This window comes from Vibrio sp. YT-18 (genome assembly GCF_033337345.1).
GTDB lineage: Bacteria > Pseudomonadota > Gammaproteobacteria > Enterobacterales > Vibrionaceae > Vibrio > Vibrio alginolyticus.
This window is the reverse complement of sequence record NZ_JAWOQO010000020.1, coordinates 1-23929: the sequence shown is the minus strand read 5'-3', so window position 1 is coordinate 23929 and position 23929 is coordinate 1. Positions and strand designations below refer to the sequence as shown.

At 44.2% G+C, this 23929-nt stretch carries 20 protein-coding genes and 2 tRNA genes; 8 read left to right on the top strand and 14 right to left on the bottom strand.

Features of this window, described 5'->3' with window-relative positions:
* Window positions 1-120 precede the first annotated feature (120 nt).
* Both aceB and R7M72_RS20445 read right to left on the bottom strand, forming a co-directional pair.
* Window positions 121-1749: a malate synthase A gene (gene aceB / locus R7M72_RS20450; protein WP_315956866.1), complete on the bottom strand. Its 1629-nt coding sequence runs from the start codon at window positions 1747-1749 to the stop codon at window positions 121-123.
* A 606-nt stretch (window positions 1750-2355) separates the two neighbouring features.
* A complete protein-coding gene (locus tag R7M72_RS20445; protein WP_005383681.1) occupies window positions 2356-3261 on the bottom strand; it encodes a hydrogen peroxide-inducible genes activator in 906 nt (301 codons plus the stop codon).
* 199 nt (window positions 3262-3460) lie between these two features.
* Between R7M72_RS20445 and R7M72_RS20440 the strand changes: the two genes are divergently transcribed.
* The 3 genes from R7M72_RS20440 (at window position 3461) to ppk2 (ending at window position 5946) form a co-directional block, all read left to right on the top strand.
* The gene (locus tag R7M72_RS20440; RefSeq protein ID WP_005381738.1) at window positions 3461-4072 is read left to right on the top strand and encodes a peroxiredoxin C; all 612 of its coding nucleotides are present in this window, start codon (window positions 3461-3463) and stop codon (window positions 4070-4072) included.
* A 283-nt stretch (window positions 4073-4355) separates the two neighbouring features.
* Window positions 4356-5099, top strand: a complete 744-nt coding sequence (locus tag R7M72_RS20435) for a copper homeostasis protein CutC (RefSeq protein WP_086026665.1) — start codon at window positions 4356-4358, stop codon at window positions 5097-5099.
* A gap of 70 nt (window positions 5100-5169) precedes the next feature.
* Window positions 5170-5946, top strand: a complete 777-nt coding sequence (ppk2, locus tag R7M72_RS20430) for a polyphosphate kinase 2 (protein WP_005381743.1) — start codon at window positions 5170-5172, stop codon at window positions 5944-5946.
* A gap of 62 nt (window positions 5947-6008) precedes the next feature.
* Here ppk2 and phoU read toward each other — a convergent pair whose 3' ends face one another.
* Genes phoU through R7M72_RS20410 form a run of 4 tightly spaced genes read right to left on the bottom strand, consistent with a single transcriptional unit; the run spans window position 6009 to window position 11467 of the window.
* On the bottom strand, window positions 6009-6707 hold the full coding sequence (gene phoU, locus R7M72_RS20425; RefSeq protein WP_005381744.1) for a phosphate signaling complex protein PhoU: 699 nt from the start codon (window positions 6705-6707) through the stop codon (window positions 6009-6011).
* Window positions 6708-6737: 30 nt separating this feature from the next.
* On the bottom strand, window positions 6738-7556 hold the full coding sequence (gene pstB / locus R7M72_RS20420; protein WP_005381745.1) for a phosphate ABC transporter ATP-binding protein PstB: 819 nt from the start codon (window positions 7554-7556) through the stop codon (window positions 6738-6740).
* A gap of 2 nt (window positions 7557-7558) precedes the next feature.
* The gene (pstA, locus tag R7M72_RS20415) at window positions 7559-9232 is read right to left on the bottom strand and encodes a phosphate ABC transporter permease PstA (protein ID WP_315956863.1); all 1674 of its coding nucleotides are present in this window, start codon (window positions 9230-9232) and stop codon (window positions 7559-7561) included.
* Between the two features lie 30 nt (window positions 9233-9262).
* The gene (locus R7M72_RS20410; protein ID WP_315956862.1) at window positions 9263-11467 is read right to left on the bottom strand and encodes an ABC transporter permease subunit; all 2205 of its coding nucleotides are present in this window, start codon (window positions 11465-11467) and stop codon (window positions 9263-9265) included.
* Between the two features lie 207 nt (window positions 11468-11674).
* Between R7M72_RS20410 and ppk1 the strand changes: the two genes are divergently transcribed.
* Together ppk1 and ppx are read left to right on the top strand one after the other, a co-directional pair.
* Window positions 11675-13765 carry a polyphosphate kinase 1 gene (ppk1, locus tag R7M72_RS20405; protein WP_005381748.1) on the top strand — a complete coding sequence of 697 codons (2091 nt, stop codon included), beginning with the start codon at window positions 11675-11677 and terminating at the stop codon, window positions 13763-13765.
* On the top strand, window positions 13749-15254 hold the full coding sequence (gene ppx, locus R7M72_RS20400) for an exopolyphosphatase (RefSeq protein WP_005381749.1): 1506 nt from the start codon (window positions 13749-13751) through the stop codon (window positions 15252-15254). Before ppk1 ends, ppx begins: the two co-directional genes overlap by 17 nt.
* Window positions 15255-15288: 34 nt before the next feature.
* On the opposite strand, the gene R7M72_RS20395 is transcribed toward ppx, so the two are convergent.
* The 3 genes from R7M72_RS20395 to phoB are packed head-to-tail and all read right to left on the bottom strand — an operon-like array spanning window position 15289 to window position 18276.
* Window positions 15289-16248 (bottom strand): PstS family phosphate ABC transporter substrate-binding protein, encoded by a 960-nt coding sequence (locus tag R7M72_RS20395; protein ID WP_215810650.1) that lies wholly within the window; start codon window positions 16246-16248, stop codon window positions 15289-15291.
* Window positions 16248-17546 (bottom strand): phosphate regulon sensor histidine kinase PhoR, encoded by a 1299-nt coding sequence (gene phoR, locus R7M72_RS20390; RefSeq protein ID WP_005383667.1) that lies wholly within the window; start codon window positions 17544-17546, stop codon window positions 16248-16250. The genes R7M72_RS20395 and phoR overlap by 1 nt, the downstream gene beginning before the upstream one ends.
* A 40-nt stretch (window positions 17547-17586) precedes the next feature.
* Complete coding sequence (gene phoB / locus R7M72_RS20385; RefSeq protein WP_005381752.1) at window positions 17587-18276, bottom strand: phosphate regulon transcriptional regulator PhoB; 690 nt, start codon at window positions 18274-18276, stop codon at window positions 17587-17589.
* 224 nt (window positions 18277-18500) lie between these two features.
* Between phoB and rdgC the strand changes: the two genes are divergently transcribed.
* The 3 genes from rdgC (at window position 18501) to R7M72_RS20370 (ending at window position 21238) form a co-directional block, all read left to right on the top strand.
* Entirely contained in the window at window positions 18501-19415 is a 915-nt protein-coding gene (rdgC, locus tag R7M72_RS20380; protein WP_005381753.1) for a recombination-associated protein RdgC, read from the top strand.
* Between the two features lie 165 nt (window positions 19416-19580).
* The gene (gene yegQ, locus R7M72_RS20375; RefSeq protein WP_053306549.1) at window positions 19581-20981 is read left to right on the top strand and encodes a tRNA 5-hydroxyuridine modification protein YegQ; all 1401 of its coding nucleotides are present in this window, start codon (window positions 19581-19583) and stop codon (window positions 20979-20981) included.
* A 2-nt stretch (window positions 20982-20983) separates the two neighbouring features.
* Window positions 20984-21238: a YfhL family 4Fe-4S dicluster ferredoxin gene (locus R7M72_RS20370; protein WP_005381763.1), complete on the top strand. Its 255-nt coding sequence runs from the start codon at window positions 20984-20986 to the stop codon at window positions 21236-21238.
* Window positions 21239-21280: 42 nt separating this feature from the next.
* Here R7M72_RS20370 and R7M72_RS20365 read toward each other — a convergent pair whose 3' ends face one another.
* The 5 genes from R7M72_RS20365 to R7M72_RS20345 all read right to left on the bottom strand — a co-directional run bounded on the left by R7M72_RS20365 (window position 21281) and on the right by R7M72_RS20345 (window position 23779).
* Window positions 21281-21589 (bottom strand): hypothetical protein, encoded by a 309-nt coding sequence (locus R7M72_RS20365; protein WP_005381765.1) that lies wholly within the window; start codon window positions 21587-21589, stop codon window positions 21281-21283.
* 323 nt (window positions 21590-21912) lie between these two features.
* Window positions 21913-22749 carry a penicillin-insensitive murein endopeptidase gene (gene mepA / locus R7M72_RS20360; RefSeq protein ID WP_262597681.1) on the bottom strand — a complete coding sequence of 279 codons (837 nt, stop codon included), beginning with the start codon at window positions 22747-22749 and terminating at the stop codon, window positions 21913-21915.
* A 12-nt stretch (window positions 22750-22761) separates the two neighbouring features.
* Complete coding sequence (locus R7M72_RS20355) at window positions 22762-23094, bottom strand: DUF1904 domain-containing protein (protein WP_005381768.1); 333 nt, start codon at window positions 23092-23094, stop codon at window positions 22762-22764.
* Between the two features lie 496 nt (window positions 23095-23590).
* Window positions 23591-23667, bottom strand: a tRNA-Trp gene (locus R7M72_RS20350).
* Window positions 23668-23702: 35 nt separating this feature from the next.
* Window positions 23703-23779: transfer RNA gene (locus tag R7M72_RS20345), tRNA-Asp, on the bottom strand.
* Window positions 23780-23929 lie beyond the last annotated feature (150 nt).

Sequence of the window (23929 nt, the reverse complement as noted above, 5' to 3'; positions counted from 1 at the left end):
TGGTCTATCCCTCTTTATAATTTGCACTTTATGCGTGTGCGTTGAGTTTCCGTTCTCAGGCAGTACTTCCCTATCTGCCTTGAAAATCCTTCACGTTATTGGTGTTACAGTTATTCTTTATTAATCCAGGTAGTCATAACCAGGAACTGTCAAAAAGTTGGTCAGTTCATCGCTCGTCGTGAGCCTTGCCATTAAGTCTGCTGCTTCTTCAAATCGACCCGCATGGTAGCGCTGCTCGCCAATTTCTTGCTTCACGACTTCAATCTCCTCTTTGAGATAGAGCTCGAACAGCTCTTTAGTGACCTCTAATCCGTTGTCTAGCGACTTGCCGTGTTGAATCCATTGCCAGATAGAGGCGCGTGAGATTTCTGCCGTTGCTGCGTCTTCCATCAGTCCGTAAATCGGCACACAACCATTGCCAGAAATCCAAGCTTCGATGTATTGCAGCGCAACGCGAATATTGTGGCGCATTCCGCCTTCAGTGCGCTCGCCTTCACAAGGCTCAAGCAGTTCAGCTGCTGTAATAGGCGCATCCTCTGCACGGCTCACATCCAACTGGTTGGTGCGTTCACCCAGCACAGCACTAAAGACTTCCATAGCAGTGTCAGCCAAACCTGGATGAGCCACCCAAGTACCGTCGTGGCCGTTGTTAGCTTCTAACGATTTGTCAGTCTGGATCTTGTCTAATACTTTTTGATTCTCTTTCGGGTCTTTAGCTGGGATAAATGCGGCCATTCCTCCCATCGCGAAAGCACCTCGTTTATGGCAAGTACGTACCAATAATCGCGAGTAAGCGTTTAAGAATGGCTTGTCCATCGTTACCACTTGGCGATCTGGCAGTACTCGGTCTGAGTGTTTTTTCAATGTTTTGATGTAGCTAAAGATGTAATCCCAGCGACCACAGTTCAAACCAACGATGTGTTCTTTAAGCGAGAACAGAATCTCGTCCATTTCAAATACCGCTGGTAAGGTTTCAATCAGCACAGTCGCTTTGATCGTGCCTGTATCCAAACCGAAATAGTCTTCCGTGAAATGGAACACTTCGCTCCACCACTTCGCTTCGTGATGCGATTGCAGTTTTGGAAGGTAGAAATAAGGGCCGCTGCCTTTTTGAAGTAACGCTTTGTAGTTGTTATAGAAATACAGAGCGAAATCGAATAGCGCACCTGGAATGATCTGACCGTGCCACGTAACGTGTTTTTCTTTTAAATGAAGGCCGCGAACACGGCAGATCAACACCGCTGGGTCATCTTCCAGCTGATAATGTTTGCCATTGCCAGGATTGGTGTAACTGATGGTGCCATTAACAGCATCGCGCAAGTTAATTTGACCATCTAGCACTTTACTCCATGCAGGAGACATTGAATCTTCGAAGTCTGCCATGAACACTTTTACATTCGCATTCAGTGCGTTAATCACCATCTTGCGGTCAGTTGGTCCGGTAATCTCCACACGGCGATCTTGCAGATCTTGTGGGATTCCTAGGATCTTCCAACTTCCTTCACGGATGTCTTGTGTCTCTGGTAGAAAATCTGGTAGCTCACCAGCATCAATACGTGCTTGCTTCTCTTCTCTTGCTTCCAGCAACTGTTCAACACGTCCGGCAAATTTTTCACACAGTAGAGATAAAAAGGTTTGGGCTTCAACAGGGAAAATTGCTTGATGTTCTGGAGCAACGACTCCATTCACCTCAAGCATGCCTTGGGTTTGCTTTAGTTGTTGTGTTTTTTGTTCTGTCTGAGCAAGCATAATCATTCATCCTTAACGTGCTTTATCAATCTTGGGCAGTCAGCGTAAAGCTACATTTGTAAGTTATGAACAACAAATTACATCCTTTAACTTTGTGTTCAACTCGTCTAGCCATGCCGATAGATTGCGTAATGCTACGTGTATTTTCAATCTAGACATAAGTCGTATCGGCCTTTAAATAAGCTATATCAACAAGGGGTTTAGTGAAACCCCCAATATAAACAAAACAGAAAATTCAAAGTTTTATTCCGCAAGGTAAAAACCATCTATCAAGCGCCTTATTTTGTAAGTTATTACGTAATAAAATTACATTAAATTTAAAGTCGTTTTATCATTTCAAACAAGCGTATGAATATAGACTGGTAAACAAACACCTTGTATTCACAAGGGCTGAAGAGATGTATTTAAACAGGGGTCAAACAAGGTATGCAGGGCTTTGTGTAAAATTAACATTGTGAAATTTCACTATTTTATGAAAGCTTCATCAAAGAAGAGCTGTAAAATTTTACAAGTCAAAGTTTACCAACAGAATAAAATACTAGAAAGCGCACTGTTTCCAGTGCGCTTTTAGATAAATAATGGAGAAGTAAGGGCTAATACTAATAGCTAAAGCAGCTCTGAAACGACTTCTGCAAGTTGATTAAATGTTTTCGTTCTTGACGAGCTCGGACGCCAAACTAAGCCGATTTCGCGATAAGCTTGTTTACCAGGAGGATCGATCACGACTAAATTCTGGTTATGCAGCAAGCCATGGTCGATAGCCATTTGAGGAATGAACGTTGTTCCCAAACCATTCGCAACCATTTGCACCAGTGTATGGAGGCTGGTTGCCGTAAACGGATTGATTTTTTCTTTGTCTGTTAATTTACACGCTGATACCGCATGTTCCGTTAAGCAATGTTCTTTCTCTAGTAGAAAGACGGATTCGTCAGGTAAATCCGCGTAACGAATCGGCACAGGGACCGATTGGGCTTGATTAGCGCTTATAACCATTCGAAACGGATCCTTACCCACTACTCGGCTTTCCATCCCATCAATTTCGACTGGTAACGCTAAAATAAGCACATCCAGCTCACCATGTCTGAGCGCTTGAAGTAAGTTTGTCGTCGTGTCTTCTCTTAATAAAAGATTCAGTTGTGGAAAACGGTAGTTCACCTCTTGTACCAAATCACACAGTAAAAACGGAGCAATTGTTGGTATACATCCTACTTTTAGCTGGCCTTGCATATCGTCGCCTTGGCACATACGTCCAAGCTCGACCAAATCTTGCCCTTTTGCTAACAGCTCTCGCCCCTGCTTTACTACCATTTCTCCTGTTTGGGTAAAAACCAGTGGACTTTTCTTATCTTTCTTTTCATATAAGGGACAACCTATCAATTCCTCTAAGTTTTGAATACCCTTACTTAAAGTCGACTGACTGACAAAACAACGCTCTGCAGCGTCACTAAAATGTCTTGTTTCATGCAGTGTGACTAAATAGTGTAACTGCTTCAAACTGGGCCATTTATTCATAATTGTATTTGTATCTACCGCCGTTCCAGTGATCGAGTTAAGAGTTTTGTTATTATCGTTTTTTTCGATTAACTCAATCTATTTATTTCGCTTTTTTCAATACTACAATCTGTACTATAGTTTGTCTCGTACAAACACGAACCAAACCGACACAACTGAATTCGGTTTGGAGCTAACCATACTTTTTAGGAGCAAAAAAATGGTACTAGTAGGTCGTCAAGCCCCTGATTTTACTGCAGCAGCTGTTCTAGGTAACGGTGAAATCGTTGAAAACTTCAACTTTGCAGAGTTCACTAAAGGTAAGAAAGCAGTAGTATTCTTCTACCCACTAGATTTCACTTTCGTTTGCCCATCTGAGCTAATCGCATTCGACAACCGTCTAGCTGACTTCCAAGCTAAAGGTGTTGAAGTAATCGGTGTTTCTATCGATTCTCAGTTCTCTCACAACGCATGGCGTAACACTGCTATCGAAGATGGCGGTATCGGTCAAGTTAAGTACCCACTAGTTGCTGACGTTAAGCACGAAATCTGTAAAGCTTACGACGTTGAGCACCCAGAAGCAGGCGTTGCTTTCCGTGGTTCTTTCCTAATCGACGAAGAAGGCGTTGTACGTCACCAAGTAGTTAACGACCTACCACTAGGCCGTAACATCGACGAAATGCTACGCATGGTTGACGCTCTTAACTTCCACCAGAAGCACGGCGAAGTATGTCCTGCACAATGGGAAGAAGGTAAAGCAGGTATGGACGCATCTCCAAAAGGTGTTGCAGCGTTCCTATCTGAGCACGCAGCTGACCTAGGCAAAAAATAATAGACCTTCACCCTAGCTCAACGGGTGTGATGGTTGGATGTATATAAAGCAATAAGCTAATGCGGAAAACCGCAAACGCCAATCAGTCTAAGTAAAGTCCTATCAAAGCCCAGAGCCTCTGCTCTGGGCTTTCTTTTTCCTTCAGATAAACCGCCAAAATGAGGTAACGCTTTAGCGTAAACTTTACCTCTATTTATCATCTCCTCCATACAGATTCTGCTTACTGGCCCTGTTAATATCTTAGCCACAACACTTATTTGTAACGTTAGCAGGATGAATGAACGTGGTTACTCACCTAGAAGTCTGTATTGATAATATTGAATCTCTGCACTACGCCATTGCTGGCGGCGCCACTCGGATTGAACTTTGCTCCTCTTTGGCTTTAGGCGGACTAACACCCAGTTATGGTTTTATGCAGCAAGCGGCTAAGCTTTCGAGTGTTCCAGTTTATGCCATGATCCGCCCACGCCAAGGTGACTTCTTCTACAATGAAGAAGAGATCGAAATGATGCGTTGGGATATTGAAGCGGCTCACCAATCAGGCTTGAGCGGTGTCGTGTTCGGCGTGCTCACTCAAGACGGTGATATTCATATGCCTTACGCGGCTGCGCTGTGTGAATTTGCTCAAGCGCTTGGCTTAGGCGTGACCTTCCATCGTGCCTTTGACCAGTGTCGTGACGCTGAAAAAACTTTGGAAGAAGTGATCAGCTTAGGTTGTGAACGTATTTTAACCTCCGGTCTTGCGCCTTCAGCACCACAAGGGATCGATGTGCTTAGAGCTTTGGTTAAGCAAGCCCAAGGACGCATAGCAATCATGGCGGGGGCTGGCGTTAATGCGAGTAACGTACGTGCGTTAGTAGAAGACACTCAAGTTCCTGAAATCCATCTGTCAGGCAAAACCACACGCCCTAGCCAAATGACCTTTGTTGCTGAACAAAGCAAAATGGGCGCATCCGATGTCGATGATTTTTTAATCCCCATCACAAGTACACAAGCCATAACCGATGTCGTAGCAACTCTCAAATAGACCACCGTAACCTCACGCGCATAGCTTTTGAGTGCTAACATATTGTTTATCAAGGAGTGAGGAAAGGTGTATGTCTAAATTGAAGAAAAAGGAATACGAAAAGGAGCTCAAAAACCTTCAAGTTGAGCTCGTAAAACTTCAAGAGTGGGTCAAACACAAAGGGTTAAAAGTGGTTGTTCTGTTTGAAGGCCGTGATGCTGCGGGCAAAGGCGGAGTGATAAAGCGAATTACAGAAAAGCTAAACCCGCGTGTTTGTCGCGTAGTGGCTCTGCCTGCACCGACCGAAAAAGAAAAAACGCAATGGTACTTCCAACGTTACGTCGCTCATTTACCATCTGCTGGTGAAATCGTTTTATTTGACCGAAGTTGGTATAACCGAGCAGGTGTCGAAAAAGTCATGGGGTTCTGTACTCCAGACGAATACGAGGAGTTTTTACGCTCTTGCCCTGAATTCGAGAGAATGTTGCAACGCTCTGGGATTATTCTGATTAAGTATTGGTTTTCGGTTTCAGACGAAGAGCAGGAAAAACGTTTTCTAGGTCGAATTAATACGCCGATCAAACGTTGGAAATTCAGCCCAATGGATTTAGAGTCACGTCATCGCTGGGCGGAGTATTCGGAAGCAAAAGATAAGATGTTTGCCTATACAGACACGAAAAACTGCCCTTGGTGGGTCGTCCCTTCAGATGACAAAAAGAAAGCGCGCTTGAACTGTATCAGTCATTTACTAAGCCAGATTGATTACAAAGCACTTGAGTACTCACCCATCGAATTACCTGAACTCAATAAAGAAGGTTACGTCAGAGCGCCCATTGATGATCAGACCTTCGTTCCTGATAAATATTAACGTGCTTTCCTTCTCTCTAATAAATAGGCCAGCCTAAAAGCTGGTCTATTTGTTGAAGTCAGTTACTTCAGTACGTCATCAATACTTTGATCACCTAGGTGGCGTACATCTTTCCCTTTCACAAAGTAAATAATGTATTCACAGATGTTCTGGCAGCGGTCCCCCACGCGTTCAATCGCGCGTGCAGACCACATCACTTGCAGAATATTAGGGATATTTTTTGGATCTTCCATCATGTAAGTCATCAACTGACGAATCACCGCTTCATACTCGGCGTCTAGTTTGTCATCTTGTTTGTGCACCTCTGCTGCCGCTTCTACATCCATACGGGCAAACGCGTCTAAAACCTGATGCAGCATATTAATTGCCTGACGGCAGAGAGGCTCTAACGACACTTGGAATTGTCGTTCTTTTGATGATGGGCTTTCAATGGCAACGTAAGCAATACGTGTCGCCACGTCACCGATACGTTCTAAATCAGTGATCGTTTTGATGATAGCCATAATTAAGCGCAAGTCTTTTGCCGTTGGCTGACGCTTAGCAATAATGCGTGTACAGGCGTCATCGATCGAGACTTCCATCGCATTCACTTTATGATCGTCACGCACAACCTTACGCGCCAGTTCGATGTCTTCTTTATGCAAGGCTTGAATAGCATACGAAAGCTGCTGTTCTACCAAGCCCCCCATGGTTAATACATGAGTACGAATCGATTCTAGCTCTACGTTAAATTGTCCTGAAATATGACGTCCAAAGTGCATGATGTTCCTTATTCCGTATAGAGTCGCGACTTAACCGTAGCGACCCGTAATGTAATCTTCGGTCTGTTTCTTCATTGGCGAAGTGAAGATCGAATCCGCGTCAGAGTATTCAATTAACTTACCCATATGAATGAATGCAGTATGATCACTCACTCGCGCCGCTTGTTGCATATTATGGGTAACGATAACGACAGTATATTGAGTCTTCAGCTCATTGATAAGCTCTTCAATAGTTAAAGTTGAGATTGGATCCAACGCTGATGTTGGCTCGTCCAATAACAGGACTTCCGGCTCAATCGCCACCGCACGTGCAATGACCAAGCGCTGTTGCTGACCACCAGATAAGCCAAATGCGTTCTCATGCAAGCGGTCTTTTACCTCATCCCACAACGCCGCCGAGCGCAAGGATCGCTCCACTGCGTCATCTAAACTGCGGCTGTTTTTTACACCTTGTAAGCGTAAGCCATAAACTACGTTTTCATAAATAGACTTAGGAAATGGATTGGGTCTTTGAAACACCATCCCCACTCGGCGTCGAAGTGTCGCAACATCGACATTAGGATGATAAACATTCTTGCCGTGGAGACGCACTTTACCTGTGACTCGACACCCTTCCACTAAGTCGTTCATGCGATTGATGCAACGTAATAACGTCGACTTTCCACACCCTGAAGGACCGATAAAAGCGGTGACTCGCCCTTTGGGAATTCGCATCGAAATATCATGCAGCGCCTGAGTTTGACCATAGAACAGATTAAGGTTCTCGATTGAGATGGCTGTTTGTTCATCCGTTAAATTATGAACATCCAATGGTGGCTCATAACCTAATGTACTATCAAAATTAAACATACTTAATCTTGTCCTAACGTTCTGTATTTTTCTCGTAAATTATTGCGAATACTGATTGCTGTTAAGTTTAGCCCGACAATCACTGTCACGAGTAAGAAAGAGGTAGCATAAACTAATGGTCGCGCCGCTTCGATGTTGGAGGTTTGAAAGCCAACATCGTAAATGTGAAAACCTAAATGCATGAACTTTCTATCCAAATGCACATAAGGGAATTGTCCGTCAACCGGTAAACTGGATGCCAATTTCACGACCCCCACCAGCATCAGTGGCGCTACTTCGCCAGCTGCACGTGCAATCGCAAGGATCAAACCTGTGATAATAGCTGGCGTCGCCATAGGTAAAACCACACGCCATAGTGTTTCGAACTGAGTTGCACCAAGCGCCAGAGAACCATGTCGTACTGAGCTCGGAATACGAGTTAAACCTTCTTCAGTAGTCACAATCACAACTGGAAGCGTCAGCACGGCAAGAGTTAGTGCAGACCATAACAAACCCGGCGTACCAAAGGTTGGTGCCGGTAGCTTCTCCGCATAGAATACGTTGTCGATAGAGGCACCTATCGTATAAACGAAGAAGCCTAAACCAAACACGCCATAAACAATCGATGGAACACCCGCTAGGTTTATAACTGCAATACGAATCACTCTGGTTAGAGCGTTATTCTTAGCGTATTCATGTAGATAGATAGCGGCGATCACCCCAAGTGGCATCACAATGATCGACATAATGAGTACTAAGAAAACCGTACCAAATATCGCAGGGAACACGCCTCCTTCGGAGTTTGACTCTCTTGGATCTTCAGATAAAAACTTCCAAACCTGTTTTCCCCAATGCATGACTTTATCAGGCAGTGACATTTGGTTTGGATACCAGTAGTCCAAAATATCTTCGAGCGGAATCGATACTTGTGACCCCGTCATATCCTCGGCAATCAAGGCGTAGTCAGAGAGCTGAAGTCGTAAACCATCAAGTTGCAAATCTAACGTCGCAAGCGCTTTTTCTATCTGCTCTTTTTTCGTCTGATTTTCCTTTAAGAAGCTTTCTGTCAGCGAGTCATTCAATTCATGCTTGCGCTTTTCTAATCGCAACTGCTCTAGCTTCCAACCAAGCTCTTTAAGCTGATCGACCACCAAAGAATCAATCTCATGGCGCAGAGTTTCTGCATCATCAAGCTTTTTATTTAGTACCGATTGAATATCACTGGTGTATATATTATCGCCATCTTGAAACGCCACCAGCTTACCAAAGAAATAACCACCGCTACTGCGCTCTATCACCGCCCACTCTTTTGGCGTCGTGGGCTCATCCAACTGCATTTGCAATACGGAGATAAAATCGGCGGGATACAACTCTCGGTTAGCGATTTTGATGTTGAGTCGCGTGGCAAAATCTTCATCGTCTTCTAACTGTTGTGCTGCGCTTTCAGGCAAATAACTCTTCGGTACAAAGCTGCGCTCATACACTTGACCAATCAGAATAGTATTTTCATGTAGCACTTCGCCTTGTACAGGAGTCAGCGCTGCAACATTCCACTGATACAAGGGCGCTGGCCAAAAGTAAGTCAGGCCTTTCCAGCCGATAAGGAGTAACAACCCTAATACCGACAACAAACTGATGCTGACTGCACCGCCTGTTAGCCATATCCACGGTGCGCCAGAACGAATCCAATTTAACACGTTATTACTCGCTCTTTATTCAAACCATTATTACAACGCACGGTACTTATCTCTCAGTCTCTGACGAACCCACTCCGCAAGCGCGTTTACTGCAAACGTAAACACAAACAAAATCAATGCAGCTAGGAACAGCAGGCGATAATGCGAACTTCCAACTTCCGACTCTGGCAACTCAACGGCGATGGTCGCCGACAGGCTGCGCAATCCTTCCAAAATATTCCAATCCATTAATGGCGTATTGCCCGTTGCCATTAACACAATCATGGTTTCGCCAACAGCGCGTCCCAGGCCCATCATAATGGCAGAAAAAATACCTGGGCTTGCAGTAAGCAAGACAACATAGATTAAAGTTTGCCAAGGCGTGGCCCCTAATGCCAAAGAGCCATCCGATAAATGCTTCGGTACAGAGAAAATAGCATCTTCGGCAATGGTAAAAATCGTCGGGATAACAGCAAACCCCATCGCTAGCCCCACCACCAATGCATTGCGTTGATCGTAACCAATACCATGCTCGGTTAAGAATAAGCGCATATCGCCACCAAAGAACGTCTGCTCAATCGTAGGCGAAATCCACACTCCAAACCCAATCAGTACCAATATGACAGGCATGAGCACTAAAGCATGCCAACCATTAGGCAGACGATTCCGCAAAGGTTGCGGTATTAATGCCCATAGCCCGCCCATAATCATGGTGCTCAAGGGCAAAACAAACAGCATAACGACGATCGTAATCAGGTGATCTTCGACAATAGGCGCGAACCACAATCCCGCGAGGAAACCAATGATCACCGTCGGCAGTGCTTCCATTAGCTCAATCGACGGTTTTACGACACGACGCATGCGTGGCGACATAAAGTAAGCCGTATAAATAGCACCTAGCACTGCGAGCGGTACTGAAAACAGCATCGCAAACATCGCCGCTTTTATCGTTCCAAACGCAATAGGTACTAGGCTGAACTTAGCCTCAAAGTTATCGCTCGCCGAAGTCGATTGCCACACAAATTCAGGCTCAGGATACCCTTCGTACCACACTTCTTGCCATAATGAAGACAATGAAATTTCCGGATAGGCATTGTCCACTTCCGCAACATTTAACGCATTATTTTGCCAAGTGATTAAGTAGCGTTCATTGTTAGACATTGCTGCGATTGCGGGCGCTTGATTATACGCACGCTTAAACAACACCAGTTTTTCACTGGTTGTATAATGGCTTTGCAACGTGCCGTTGGTGTAAAAGCTATAAAATCCTTTTCGATGAGAATCCGGCAACAAATACTTAAGCTCTGATGCCAATTTAAAATCACGAATATGCGTTAACGTGCGTTTTTCTTCTTGCAGCGTATCAAACCATTGCGACACCCGACCATCGTTGTGCGTCACCAAAAGCGAGTAAGCACCAGCCAATAAGTCTATCGTACGAACGGAATGCTTCTTATCACCTTGAGTGAGATCGACCACCTCTCGCACAGCAAATTTACGTGCGGTTTTCTTTAACACGATCAACTCAGAGCCATCGCGCAAATAAAGCGTTTCACCGTCAGGTGTCAACAACATTTGCTGAGGCGTATTAAAGCCTGAAGAGAACGTAAAATCGATCGTTGTAGGAGACGTACCCAAAGACGAAGCCACTTGCCAGCGAGCTTTCACTTCACCGCTTTGCGTCTGCCAAACAACCGTTGGTAAGGGCGTCGAAGCTGCAAATACAAACTGAGTCACAGGATCTTGAGGCGTACTTAGTGTCAGATCCATGCTGGTGTCTAGCTCAATCACTTCCGGAGGACGTGTATTTTCTCTCAATGTGGCATTAAATTCTGGCTTGAAAAGGTTCGCTTTACCCTGCCCATCAACAAATCCATACCAACCTAGCCCAGGAGCAGATTGAGAGAAAGCGACGGGTTTCTGGGCGATTTGCTGTGTATACACCGCAGGTTTCGTAGGATCGTCCATCGACAAATATTGAATCTCACCACTTTGGGTTAGAACGAACGCGAGCTGAGCGTAATCATCCACTGAAATCGCAAGTGGTGTTTCAATATGAGTGGCTCGAATGGCTTGGTTGGTTTTGATCTCCGCATCAGAAAAAAGCGGAATGATCACCATGGCGAGGTAGACAAAGATCAAAATAAGCGCCGCAAGTACGCCGACACCACCGGATGTCACTGCAAGTCGAACTAAACGATCTTTTATCAGTCGTTTCTTATCTTTTTCCTGCAATGAAAACTCGGCTTGTGCCATTTAAATCTCTACCTTTTTTGACTTAGTACTAGAATATGTCGTTAAGATGACAATTATATTACAGATCACATTAAACACCTGAAAAGAATACAACTCTTATGCAATGCGTGGTATGAAATAAATCTGTAATGAAAATCTCATAATGTTCTCACTCATCCATTTTTCCAAGATGAGTACGTATTACTTCACTTTTGGCTAGGTAAGGTTATGAGCGCAGAAAAACTATATATAGAAAAAGAACTGAGTTGGTTGTCTTTCAACGAACGAGTATTACAAGAAGCTGCCGATAAAACCGTCCCTTTGATCGAACGTATTCGCTTTCTTGGGATCTTTTCCAACAATTTAGATGAATTTTACAAAGTACGCTTTGCGGACGTGAAGCGCAGAATCCTAATCAGCCAAGAGCGCGGTGGCAGTGATAGCCCTAAACGACTGTTAACCAAAATGCAGTCGAAAGCACTAAAGCTTAACGAACAATTTGATGAGCTTTACAGCGAATTGATTCGAGAAATGGCGCGACGTCGCATTTTCTTGGTCAACGAACAGCAACTGGATGAATCGCAACAAAAGTGGATCGCGAAATACTTCCGTAGAGAGGTAATGCCGCATATCACTCCCCTCCTAATGAAAGACGAGATTGATGTTCTGCAATTTCTCAAAGACGAGTACGCTTACATCGCCGTAGAACTGCGTAAAGAAGAACATTACCAATACGCTCTGATCGAAATTCCGACCGATCACCTTCCCCGCTTTGTGATGGTACCAGAACAGAAAGGAAAGCGTCGAAAAACCATCATCTTACTTGATAATATTATCCGCCACTGTTTGGACGAGCTGTTCAAAGGCTTTTTTGATTATGATGAGCTTAGCGGCTATGCGATGAAAATGACGCGTGACGCTGAATACGATTTACGCAATGAAATCGAGTACAGCTTGCTTGAACAAATGTCAGAGGGTGTCAATCAGCGACTGACAGCAAAGCCCGTTCGCTTCGTCTACGAACGCGATATGCCGCCTCAAATGTTAGAGTTTCTGTGTAACAAACTTAATATCTCTAACTACGATAACCTTATCCCCGGCGGACGCTATCACAACTTTAAAGACTTCATCGGCTTTCCAAATGTTGGACGAGAATATCTTGAAAATAAACCTCTCCCGCCAATGAAATGTGCCGATTTCGAAGGTTATGCCAACAGCTTTGACGCGATTAAAGCGAAAGATATTCTGCTCTATTATCCCTACCACACTTTTGACCACATTAGTGAGTTAGTGCGCCAAGCCTCCTTCGATCCCAAAGTACTTAGTATCAAGATTAACATTTATCGCGTCGCGAAAGATTCTCGCTTGATGAACTCTTTAATTGATGCGGTGCACAACGGCAAAAATGTCACTGTGGTCGTCGAACTGCAAGCTCGCTTTGATGAGGAAGCCAATATCGAATGGTCAAAAGTATTAACTGAAGCGGGTGTGCACGTCATCTTTGGTGCGCCTGGTCTTAAGATTCACTCAAAGCTACTGATGATTAGCCGCCGCGAAGGTGAAGAAATTATTCGCTACGCACACATCGGCACAGGCAACTTCCATGAGAAGACGGCACGAATTTATACCGACTTCTCCCTGCTTACGGCAGATCAAGAAATCACTAATGAAGTCCGTAATGTCTTCGGTTACATTGAGAATCCATACCGACCAGTGAAGTTCAATCACCTTATGGTATCTCCTCGTAATTCTCGAACCCAAATCTACCGCTTAATTGATAATGAAATTGCGAATGCCAAGCTAGGGAAAAAAGCCGCTCTTACGATCAAGGTCAATAACCTAGTCGATAAAGGCATCGTCAATAAGCTTTATGGAGCAAGTACTTCCGGTGTAAAAATAAACATGATCATTCGAGGTATGTGCTCATTAGTACCGGGCATTGAGGGGATCAGCGACAATATTCGCATCATCAGTATTGTTGACCGCTTTCTTGAGCACCCTCGCGTGGTGATCACCCACAATGATGGCGATCCGCAAGTTTATATCTCCTCCGCAGACTGGATGACAAGAAATATTGATCACCGTATCGAGGTAGCAGTACCAGTCCGTGATCCACGTTTGAAACAGAGAATTATTGATATAACGAATATCCATTTTACCGATACAGTAAAGGCTCGTTTAATAGATAAAGAAATGAGTAACGCTTACGTACCACGAGGTAATCGCAAAAAAGTTCGCTCTCAAATCGCTATCTATGACTATCTTAAAAATATAGAAAAGCAAACTAGAAAACAAAATTCAGATGCCTCAAATACTTGAACAAGATACTCGCTACATTGCCGCGATAGACCTCGGCTCAAACAGTTTCCATATGGTGGTGGCCAAAGTTGTTGGCAGTGACCTACAACTGGTTAGTCGTCATAAACAACGTGTTCGCTTAGCATCAGGACTCGACAGTGAATTGAACTTAAGTCACGCCGCAATGGAGCGTGCGCTAGAATGCTTAGCCATGTTCGCTGAAAGGTTGCAAGGGCTTGATGAGTCAAATGTACGTATCGCCGCCACACACACACTAAGACGCGCTAAAAATGCCCACCTTTTCATCGAGCGTGCAAAAGAAGTGATGCCTTTCCCAATAGAAATTATCCCTGGAGAAGAAGAAGCCCGCCTGATTTACTTAGGTGTCGCGCACACTCAAGTAGAATCCAACTCCAAACTAGTCATCGATATCGGAGGCGGCAGTACCGAGATGATTATTGGACAAGAATTTGAGCCTGAGCTTCTCAACAGTAAACAGATGGGATGCGTCAGTTTTACAGAGCAATACTTTAAAAACGGCAAACTGTCAGGCAAAAACTTCAGTAAGGCGATGTTAGCGGCCGAACAAAAACTCGAGTCCATCGCCTCAACATATCGTAAAAAGGGCTGGGATATTGCTCTCGGCTCATCAGGAACCATCAAAGCGATTCAAGAAGTGCTAGTAGGATTAGGTTTTGAAGATGGCCTGATCACAGCGAGTCGACTGGATACACTTATCGAAACTCTGTGTAAATTTGATTCAATTGAAGATATTGAACTGACTGGTCTAACAGAAGAACGTAAACCCGTATTCGCAGCAGGCGTAGCGATTTTGTCCGCGATTTTCAAAGCGCTTCGCATTGAGCAGATGTTTTTCTCCGATGGTGCTCTGCGCGAAGGCCTGTTGTACGAAATGGAAGAGCGTTTTGCGCGCTCCGATATTCGCATGCGCACCACAGAAAATTTAGCCAACAAGCACCGGGTCGACTTAGAGCATGCCGCTCGTGTTAAGGGGCATGCACGTGAGATGTTATGTCAGGTACGCTCTGAACTAGGCATTAAGAAAAAGAGTGAGTTATTTGACTTACTAGAGTGGGCAGCGTTGCTTCATGAAGTCGGATTAAGTATTAACTTGCGTAGTTTCCATCGCCACTCTTTTTATATTCTGTTGCACTCCACCCTACAAGGCTTCAACCGTGAGCAGCAATTAGTGCTTGCAACATTAGCTCGCTTCCAGCGTAAAGCGCTCAAATTGCAAGAACTACCAGATTTCAACCTCTATAAACAGAGTGACGTTATAAGCCTCATCAAAATATTACGACTTTCTATCGTATTAAATGGGCAGCGTAATGAAGATCCATTGCCTGATATCACCTTATCTATCAAAAATGACGAATGGATTCTCACATGCACAGATGAAGCATGGCTAGAAAACAATAAATTACTTCACGCGGATTTACAGGAAGAACAAGAACGTTGGGACAGCGCGAAGTGGACACTCACTTTCTGATCTCGTACTGTCCATACCTAAATAAAAAGTCGGCTTACAGGCCGACTTTTTTTAACTCTTCTTCTGCAAAGTCTGCCGTAATGGGCACATAACCATCTTTCTCAACCAACGCTTGTCCCTGAGCAGAAAAGATAAAGCGAATAAACTCAGCTTCAATTGGTGTTAATGGGTAATCAGGGTGCTTATTCACGTAAACATATAAGTAACGTGATAGTGGGTACTTACCACTAACAATATGTTCTCGCGTTGGAGTCACGTAGCCATTTCCCATTTTAGCCACAGGGACTAAGCGCACGCCTGCCACTCGATAACCAACACCGGAATAACCAATTCCACTGATGGTTGACGCTACAGCTTGCACTACTGACGCGGAGCCTGGCTGCTCGTTAACTCGAGTCTTGAAATCGCCGCCACACAAGGCATTACTTTTGAAGTAACCATAAGTTCCAGAAACGGAGTTACGACCAAACAACTGTACGTTTCGCTTTGCCCACTGTGATTCAAGACCGAGTTGCTGCCAGTTTGTTACAAATTGACTTTCGCCACAGCGTAGCGTGGCAGAAAACAAAGCATCTAATTGACTAAAGTTAAGACCTTGAATTGGATTATCTTGATGAACAAAAATACCGATTGCATCGATGGCTACCCTAAGCGCCGTTGGCTTGTAGCCATGTTCACGTTCAAACGCTTCTATCTCTCTTAAACGCATAGGGCGACTCATGGGACCAAACTGAGCTGTTTGTTCGGTCAATGCTGGAGGGGCAGTAGAAGAGCCAGACGCTTGGACTTGCGCATTAATATTCGGGTAAATGGATTTAAACTCTTCAACCCAAAGCGTTGTCATACCCGCAAGTGTATCGGAGCCAACAGAGAGCAAGTTCCCGACAATCCCCGTCGTTTTATGATAACTCGGCAATGGTTTATCTTGAGCGGCAGCCATAAAAGAACAAACAAGCGCGAATAAACTGAATGTTTTTGCTAATCGTAAAGCCATTATTTCACCACCAAACGCTCAGGCAATACGAAAGAAAACTTACTACCCACGCCTACTTCACTGTGAATTTCTAAATGAGAGTCATGGTGACTCAGCGCGTGTTTTACAATGGCAAGCCCTAAACCACTTCCACCAGTATCACGTGATCTTGCTTTATCCACTCGATAAAAACGCTCAGTAAGTCGGTGGAGGTGCTGAGGTTCAATACCATCACCACTATCTTCCACCTCTAAGCATGCGCCTTGAGAGGTCTGGAACCAACGAACATTAATGTTCGCACCAGGCGGTGTGTATTTGACGGCATTATAAACGAGGTTAGAGATAGCACTACGTAACTGGTCATCATCGCCCAGCACGCGTAGGCTAGCATCAACATCAAATTTCAATTTATGTTGGTTGTCCCCACTAAGGCTAACCGCCTCTTTTTCTAACACTTCAAGCATCGCGGGCACATTCACGACTTCCTCAAGCTCATGCATAGGTGCCGCTTCAATTTTAGATAGTGTCAGTAGTTGGTTCACCAAACTGTTCATGCGGTTAAGCTGCTCCGTCATGACACCATGAGCTTTGCTCCACATAGGACCCACGACCATATCAGGATCTTCTGTCATCTCAAGATAACCTTGTAGCACCGTCATTGGTGTACGCAGTTCATGAGATACGTTGGCAAAGAAGTTGCGACGCATTCCCTCAAGTTGTTTTAACTGGCTAACATCACGCACCACCATCAAATGTTCACCTTCGGTATACGGTACGATACGTAGTTCTAGCATGCGTTCGACATTGAGTGGTGAACGCATTTCTAATGGCTCTGAAAAGTCTTTCTTGTTGAGGTACTTGATAAAATCAGGTGTACGAATGAGATTGGAGATAGGTTGACCTGAATCTTCTGGCCAATGGAAGCCCAGTAAGTGCTGAGCCAGCTTGTTGCACCAAACAATATTGCCTTCAGCACGGAATACCACTACCGCATCGGGTAGCGATTCTGCACCATTTCGGAATCGACGAATAAGATTAGTAAGCTCTTTTCGTTTGCGGCGTTGGCGCTGTTGTAAGCGATACAACCCATTGAACAAAGATTCCCAGTTACCGCTACCAGATGGTGGCGTGAGGCGTTTTTCATCCCATAACCAAGAAGATAAACGTACTTGGTTATGCAAATGCCACACAAGCTGCAATGCCGTAGCAGCCAAAAGCAACCACGGCATATAACCGAATATCCAACCTACTATCACCCATGGGGTGTAAAAAAAAGCCAGCTCCCAAGCCAGCTTTTTCCACGTTAATCTTTCAACCACTCATAACTCCAGAAATGGTACCGATAAGCTGCGTGTTAATTTATGCCTTCGTCGAGAAGCGGTATCCAGCACCACGAACAGTTTGGATCAGCTTATCATGCCCTGCAGCTTCCAATGCTTTACGCAGGCGGCGAATGTGAACATCAACCGTACGGTCTTCGACATACACGTTAGTGCCCCAAACATTGTTTAATAGCTGCTCACGGCTGTATACGCGTTCTTGATGCGTCATGAAAAAATGAAGCATCTTAAATTCTGTAGGGCCCATGTCTAATGGCGCATCATTAGCCGTAACACGGTGCGATACAGGGTCAAGCTTCAATCCCTGTACATCAATTACATCTTCTAGTGCAGTAGGGGTAACGCGACGAATCACCGCTTTTAGGCGTGCAACCAACTCTTTAGGAGAGAATGGCTTAGTAATGTAGTCATCCGCACCGACTTCTAAACCGCGCACTTTATCTTCTTCTTCACCACGAGCGGTAAGCATCACAACTGGAATGTTGCGCGTTAATTCCTCTCGCTTCATATGTTTGATGAAGTTAATGCCACTACCGCCTGGTAACATCCAATCCAGTAAAACTAAATCAGGGAAGGGTTCAGCCAGTTTGGTTACTGCAGTATCGTAATCTTCCGCTTCTACCGCTTGGTAACCTTTCTGCTCAAGTACGAAGCACAGCATTTCGCGAATAGGAGCTTCGTCTTCAACAACCAGAATCCTTCTAGACATAATTGAGTAACCTTATGTTCGTTGAGCTAATGAATTTAAGAGACAAAGCGCCTCTCTATGCATAAGCATTATCACTACCAATTATGACACTTTTGTGACCTTTGAAAACAAATTTTCATATAACTTTCTTTTGAGGTTCATTCGGATATTTTTCATTTCTATTAAGACATCAGCACAAAAATTCCCTATGATTAGTCCCTTGTCATCAAGCCTAGAGAAGATTTATGTGGTTTAAAAACTGTCTGGTATACCGCGTTAACCGCGAGGTTACTTTTAACGCCGAACAACTAGAAACTCAGCTGTCTGAATTCCGATTCACCCCGTGTGGCAGTCAAGACAAACAGAAATTTGGCTGGGTCAGTGCAATGGGTAGACATGGCGATATGATGACTCACGTGTCAGAAAACCGCATTCTGATTTGCGCCAAGAAAGAAGAGAAAATGCTACCTGCCTCTGTGATCAAAGAATCATTGAATGCAAAAGTAGAAGCAATGGAAGCGCAAGAAGGTCGTCCTCTGAAGAAGAAAGAGAAAGACAACCTGAAAGATGACATCGTAATGGATTTACTGCCGCGCGCATTCAGCCGCAGCAGCCACACTCACGTGCTCATCATGCCAAAAGAAGGTTTTATCCTTGTTGATGCAAGCAGCTATAAAAAAGCAGAAGATGTATTAGCATTGCTTCGTAAAACCATGGGTAGTCTACCTGTTGTTCCTGCTATTCCAGAAGTGGCGATTGAAACTACGCTAACCGAGTGGGTGAAAAGCGGTGACACACCTCAAGGTATCAGCATGATGGACGAAGCTGAGCTAAAATCCGTACTTGAAGAAGGTGGTGTGATTCGCTGTAAGAAGCAAGAGCTAACCACTGATGAAATCCGCAACCACATCGCTGCGGATAAAGTCGTGACGAAACTTGCGCTTAATTGGCAAGATCGTATTGAGTTCATTATGACGGAAGATGCAGGCATCAAACGTCTAAAATTCTCTGATGAATTGAAAGATCAAAACGATGATATTCCACGTGAAGATCAAGCAGCTCGATTTGATGCAGACTTCTCTCTAATGTGTGGAGAGTTCAGTGCTTTCCTTCCCAACCTATACGATGCGCTAGGCGGCTTACCGAATCCTAACGCTTAATTTTGTATAAAGGTTAACCATAACGCCCTCACTTTTTTTGAGGGCGTTTTTCTATCTGAAGCACAATTACCCTAGTCACAGTTCACATTTTGACGTAAAATTTGCGCCCCATTTCCATTAGGTGGAATTGGCCTGACTTGTGATCAGATAAAAGAGAATTGAGCAATGACAACTGAGAAAGCATTCGTGCCTGAGCTACTATCTCCAGCGGGCAGCCTGAAAAACATGCGTTACGCATTCGCCTACGGGGCAGATGCAGTTTACGCTGGCCAACCTCGCTACAGCCTTCGCGTACGTAACAACGAGTTTAACCACGAGAACCTAAAAATCGGTATCGATGAAGCCCACGCCCTAGGCAAAAAGCTTTATGTGGTATGTAACATTCAACCACACAACTCGAAGCTAAAAACGTTCATCCGTGATCTTAAGCCAATCGTAGAGATGGGTCCTGACGCATTGATCATGTCAGATCCAGGCCTAATTATGATGGTTCGTGAAGCTTTCCCAGAAATGCCAATTCACCTTTCTGTACAAGCAAACGCTGTAAACTGGGCGACCGTTAAGTTCTGGGCAGCGAATGGCGTGGAACGTGTGATCGTTTCTCGCGAGCTGTCACTAGAAGAAATCGAAGAAATTCGTGAGCATTGCCCTGAAACTGAGCTTGAAGTATTCGTTCACGGTGCATTATGCATGGCTTACTCAGGTCGTTGCCTACTTTCTGGCTATATCAACAAACGTGACCCTAACCAAGGCACTTGCACTAACGCATGCCGCTGGGAATACAAAGTTGAAGAGGGTAAAGAAAACGACGCTGGTGATATCGTAGAGAAATTCGACCCGACTGAAGCACAGCCTGTCGAAGTACAAGACGAGCGCCCTGAAACCACAATTGGTCGCGGCAAACCAACAGATGAAGTCGTTCTGCTTTCTGAAGCGCACCGTCCAGAAGAAAAAATGGCGGCCTACGAAGATGAGCATGGTACTTACATCATGAACTCTAAAGACCTACGAGCGGTTCAGCACGTTGAACGCTTAACTAAGATGGGTGTTCACTCATTGAAAATTGAAGGTCGTACTAAATCGTTCTACTACTGCGCACGTACCGCTCAAGTTTATCGTAAAGCAATTGATGATGCTGTAGCAGGTCGACCATTCGATGAAAGCCTAATGGGTACACTAGAAAGCCTAGCTCACCGTGGCTACACTGAAGGCTTCCTACGCCGTCATACACACGACACTTACCAAAACTACGATTACGGTTACTCAGTCTCTGATGCTCAACAGTTTGTTGGTGAATTCACTGGCCAACGTCGTGGTGACATGGCTGAAGTAGAAGTAAAAAATAAGTTTCTTGTCGGTGATAGCCTTGAACTAATGACGCCAAAAGGCAATATTGTTTTCACGCTAGAGGCAATGGAAAACCGCAAATCAGAGTCTATTGAAGACGCGAAAGGAAACGGTCACTTTGTATTCATTCCAGTACCAGCAGAGCTAGATTTAGAATATGGCCTATTAATGCGTAATCTAAACTCAGGGCAGGACACCCGTAACCCGACTGGTAAGTAACCATGGCCTTGCTCATTACTGATAAATGCATTAACTGCGACATGTGTGATCCCGAATGCCCTAATGGGGCAATCAGTATGGGAGAGAGCATTTTCGAAATTGATCCAGCGCTATGTACAGAGTGTAAGGGGCATTACGAAAAGCCGACCTGTCAGTCAGTGTGTCCAATTACAAAATGCATAATCACTGATCCGAACCATGTCGAAACTGAAGAGCAGTTGCTTGAAAAATTCGTGATTATTCAAGGGTTAGCATAAGAGCAATTAGGTTCAACTTTGACATCAAAGTTGAACCTTTTCTCAACCTGATTTTTCAATAGGGATAATATTGCAGAATAGCTCTTTTTCAAAATGATACTCTAGTCTCTCACGCCAATTCTCCGCTTGAGAAACAGGTATTAAATAAAAGTTTTCTCGGCTCGTATCAGTAACGAAAGCCATCCCATATTGCATCAGCTCATAATGCACATCATTAACAAAACCCGGATCAAGGCGTTGACGCCCAGTCAGGTGATTCACATCCTCTCGAGTCAAAGAGACTCCTTTAGTATCACTGCTAAATCTGTGTCTTAACCACTCTGCAAATTCTTTTGCACAAATCATAGTCATGGTTTTGTCCTTGATTTACTCTTCTAACAGGAAAAGGGCATATCCCTGCCTTACACACTTGTCTGCGTTGTTATCGCTTTTTAGCCAACTGACAGACATATTGCTAAGAAACCAGAGTATCGTGACGAAAGATCTTTTTCTAAACAAAGAAGTTACAACTTACCCATACTACAACTCTTTGTTTAATTTAGATTTCTATAATATGTCCCCAAAACTAATTGGGTTAGTTTTTGTATTGGTATTATTCAATGTAGACAAAAGTATGATGTTTCTCCAGTTTCATAAAAGAGATCACCAAGTACAGATAAACCTGGAGAGTAACACTAATTAGGATTGATAAGCGGCAAGCATTGAGGTGGAACGACTTTTTTTCGTTTGGGCTTAGAGGTTGTTTTTACCCGTGGAGGGGTATCAATAAGTTTCGCTTTCGGGGCCCAACTTGCGAGCTCAACACCGCAGCCATCGCCTACTGGAGGTGGTGCTTGATCAACACAATAGTCGCTCGAATCAGGACAAGACAACCTGACGTGAAAGTGGTAATGATGCCCCCACCATGGACGTACTTTACGTAACCAAGAACGATCTTTGCCGTTTTCTTGCAAGCAAAGTTGCTCCTTAATAACAGGATGTACAAAAATTCGTGCAACATCCTTACTTTTTGAAGCGTACCGAATTAGCTTAAAGTGCCGTTCTTCCCAGCGATGATTAAGTATGGAATAACCTTTTAAATCCACCACACTCATGGGCTTAGGAAGTTGTAATTCGTTATAAGAAAGCGGTTGGTCAGCAAGTCTTAACCAGATATCGATATCTAACCCGGTTTGATGACTAGAATGACCAGAGGAGAACCTTCCACCTCTAGGTAAAGATAAATCACCAATTAGCAGAGTGGTGTTGAGATTTTGATGAGCTTTAAGCGCCAGATTTTCAATAAACTCTATCGTTTTAGGGTGCCCATAGTAGCGCTTCGTTTTACTACGTAAGACTTGATAACCAACGCCATCGAGAGGCAAGGGTAATGCACCATCTAAACAACCGTTAGCATAACTACCAATAGAGGAGGAAGAGTTTCGGGTAGGATTAACCGCAGACTCCCAAGGAGTAGAACATACTGAAGCTGAGAAACATAAACCCAAAGTTACAATGAAACTCAGCCTCATAGCCTTTAACCTTTAGTAGTGTTCGCCATTATCGTAATAAGCTTTAGGAGATAAGGCGGAAAAGATAACTGCAACATCAATATCGGCACCAGCGATACCGCGCACTTGTTGCGTAATAAGCTTGGCAACTTCATCTTGCACTTCCTGGCCACGGTCGAACCAAAGCACTTCGACAAAAGGATATGCAGCACTCACCTCACCCTCATTGAAAAACGTAGTGTAGATATACTCAAAAGTAAAATCCTCACGCGGACAGTCCATTAGAGGCTGAAGTTCATCCGTAAGGGGTTTTGATAATGCCTGAACAGCTTGTGGCTCTACAGCACGGAATCGAAAATGTGGCATAAACTTACTTCCTAATTATTAGCATTAATGCATGATGATAACAGGAACCAAGTCAGTAATCATCCAAGTCAATGTAACCACTAACCTTTCAATAAATTGTGAATCAGATGTGCTCGATAACGAAGAAAAAGTGTTATGAAATTCGAAGGTAAACCAGAAAGAACAAAGCGATACATCAACATTTAGTAATTACATTACTAGAAAATAAATCTACCTGAAGCAAAGGTATGCCATATTCGTTGGATAAACATACACCTGACATCGGAACTATACGTTAGGAATAAAAGACATATTCGTTAGAAATAAAAGAGCCCCTGACCTAAGCCAGAGCTTATGAACATGGGGGATAGGTGAAGTGGACCAATATCCCGGAGATATGAGCTTTCAATCCCCCGATACTTTGGTATCAGAGGAGTCGACAACTCTTCCAACTAGTCAGCTTCTCTTTTCTTCAGATGCAAAAAAGCCCCAGCATTACTGCTGAGGCTTCAGAGTATGGCAGGGGTGGAGAGATTCGAACTCCCAACACGCGGATTTGGAATCCGCTGCTCTGCCAATTGGAGCTACACCCCTGTAATTCGTGTTTATTGAGACGACGCTCAAATAAGTGGCGGAGTGGACGGGACTCGAACCCGCGACCCCCGGCGTGACAGGCCGGTATTCTAACCAACTGAACTACCACTCCGCAGTGGTATCACTCGCTTTAATAAGCAAGCGTCCGCTTTTGTCTTCACTTTTCGAAAAAGTGAAAATAAAACTAAAGCCTGGCGATGTCCTACTCTCACATGGGGAAGCCCCACACTACCATCGGCGCTATTTCGTTTCACTTCTGAGT